The sequence below is a fragment of the Sphingomonas sp. genome, from assembly GCF_042091075.1.
GTDB lineage: Bacteria > Pseudomonadota > Alphaproteobacteria > Sphingomonadales > Sphingomonadaceae > Sphingomonas.
The window spans coordinates 1-2,719 of record NZ_JBELIE010000192.1 but is presented as its reverse complement, the minus strand read 5'-3'; the positions used below and the strand labels follow the sequence as shown (position 1 = coordinate 2,719).

The window sequence follows — 2,719 nt, the reverse complement described above, 5'->3', positions numbered from 1 at the left end:
CCGACCAATTGCCCGGTCTTGAGATCCTGCAGATTGTCGTTCGAGATCGTCGCGATACCGAAGATGATGCCGGTGACGATCAGCGCATAGGCGACCAGCGCATCGATCTGCCCGCTATCGCCGCCCCGGCCGAACCAGCCGACCAGCATCAGCGCGGCGGCGATCACCGACAGGATGCCGATCCCCGAAACGGGAGAGTTGGACGCCCCGATCAGCCCCGCCATATAACCACATACCGCCGCGATCACGAGGCCGATGACGAGGATGAAGATCAGGCTGGCGGCGATCAGCAGCAGTTCCGCTCCAGCGAGCGGTCCGCCCGCCACGACGGAGTGCAGCAGCCACGCGATCGGCACCAGCATCGCGAGTGTGATGGCGACGACGATGCCGATCGGCAGGTCGCGTTCCTCCAGCGCGCGGGCATCGCGATCGGCGCCCCCGGCCGCGAGCGAAGCACGCAGCCCGCCCGCGATCGGCCCGGCGATGCGGATCAGCGTCCAGATCGCGGCCACCCCGATCACGCCCGCACCAAAGAATCGCACCTGTTCGCGAAAGACGCTGTTCGCCCAGACGGCGACGTCACCTGCCTGCGGTGCGGCGGCGGTCACAATCGGCAGCACGATCCACCAGCCGATCGCCACGCCGGCAAGGATCGCCATCCCGGCCGACAGCCCGATCAGATGCCCCGCGCCAAGCAGCGCGAACGACAGGCCGCCGGTCACCCCGGTCGCGCCGCCGCCGACGCGGAAGAATGCCGCCGCCTCCGCCGCGACCAGCCGGGTCTGCGTCAGGATCGCAAATAGCGTGGACGCGGTGGTACTGGCGATGATCGCCGACAGGCCACGCGCGCTGTCGTCATGGCCGCGACGGCTTTCGTCGCCGACCTTCAGCACCTCCGCCGCGGCGCGCCCCTCCGGATAGGGCAGGTCCGTGTCGACCACCAGCGCCCGGCGTAGCGGCACCGAAAACATCACCCCCAGCACGCCGCCGGTGAAGGTGATCGCGGCGGTGGTGATGAACGGAAAGCCGCGCCAATAGCCCACCATCACCAGCCCGGGCAGGACGAAGATGATCGCCGCCAGCGTGCCCGCCGCCGACGCGACGGTCTGGACGATATTGTTCTCCAGGATCGACGAGCCGCGAAACGCCCGCAGCACCGCCATGGAGATCACTGCCGCCGGGATCGAAGTCGCGAAGGTCAGCCCGATCTTCAGCCCCAGATAGACGTTCGCCGCGGTGAACAACAATGTGATCACGCCGCCGAGCAGCACGCCGCGCAGCGTCAGTTCGGCGGGAGAAGCAGGGGAAGAGAGGGTCGCCATCGTATCCGTATCGCCGCGATAAAGCGCGACCGTGGCATAGCGGGGACGCGGGGGATAGGGGTTCGTTCGCGACGGCGAAGACGCTCCTGCGCAGGGGGGAGCGATCCTGTGCCGCTCTCCCCCAAGGCCGCGCTGCCGGTCTTACCGGCGGCATCCTGTCCTGCGCGCTTGTTGTTATCGGGTGCGGGCGAGTCGGGACGTAGCTTATCGCGGGCACAAAAAAAAGCCGGGCAGAGCCCGGCTGTGAAAGTTTTTAGGAGAGGATGCCTGAAAGGCACGGTCTTTGTGCATCGCAGCACGATTTTGTGCAAGTGCAATATGCGAATCATACGAATGCATTTTCTGCAATTCATGCCCTCGGGCGTGCGATACGCGCAACGGTCGGTCGTTGATCTGACGATCGATCCCCCGTAACCGGCGAGCTGGTCCTGAACGGACCCATAGGGGGAACGACATGGCGAAGGCATTGCGGGTGGCTCTGGCAGGACTGGGTACGGTCGGCGGCGGCGTCATTCGCGTGCTGGACGCCAATCGCGACCTGATCGAGCGTCGGGCGGGTCGCGCGATCGAGGTGGTCGCCATCTCCGCGCGTGATCGCAACAAGGATCGCGGGATCGATCTCTCCGCTTTTCAGTGGTTCGACGATACGGCGGCGCTGGCGGATGCCGATGCCGATGTGGTGGTCGAGCTGATCGGCGGATCGGATGGGCCGGCCTTGACGCTCGCGCGTCGCACGATCGCTGCTGGCAAGGGGCTGGTGACCGCCAACAAGGCGATGCTGGCGCATCACGGCCTCGAACTCGCCGATGCCGCCGAGCGAGCGGGCAGCGCGCTGAAGTTCGAAGCGGCGGTCGCCGGGGGCATTCCCGTCGTCAAGGGGCTGCGGGAGGGGGCTGCGGCGAACGCGATCGAGCGGGTTTACGGGATACTCAACGGGACGTGCAATTTCATCCTGTCGAAGATGGAGGCGGAGGGGCGCGATTTCGGTGACGTGCTGGCGGAGGCGCAGGCGCTCGGCTTCGCCGAGGCCGATCCCTCGTTCGACATCGACGGCATCGATGCTGCGCACAAACTGTCTATCCTGGCGAGCCTTGCCTTCGGCACCGCGCCGTCGTTCGGCGATGTGGCGGTCAGCGGGGTTCGCGACCTGATCGCCGCTGACATCGCCGAGGCCGCCGCGCTGGGGTATCGCGTTCGCCTGGTCGGCGTCGCGGAAGCGGACAGCCATGGCCTGTTCCAGCGCGTCCACGCGCATCTGGTGCCCGCCGGGCATCCGCTGGCGCATGTGACGGGCGCCACCAACGCGGTGGTCGCGGACGGCAATTTCGTCGGCCGGCTGCGGTTTCAGGGCGCCGGGGCGGGGGACGGGCCGACCGCGAGCGCGGTGGTGGCCGACC

The 2,719-nt window shown here is 67.4% G+C and carries 2 protein-coding genes; one reads left to right on the top strand and one right to left on the bottom strand.

Going from position 1 to position 2,719, the window contains the following annotated elements:
• Window positions 1-1,322, bottom strand: a 1,322-nt coding sequence (locus tag ACFDSW_RS14890; RefSeq protein ID WP_375251063.1) for an OPT family oligopeptide transporter, incomplete at its 3' end; no start/stop codon positions are given.
• A 454-nt stretch (window positions 1,323-1,776) separates the two neighbouring features.
• Between ACFDSW_RS14890 and ACFDSW_RS14885 the strand changes: the two genes are divergently transcribed.
• Window positions 1,777-2,719 (top strand): homoserine dehydrogenase (locus ACFDSW_RS14885; RefSeq protein ID WP_375251058.1); only part of this gene is annotated, 943 nt, incomplete at its 3' end.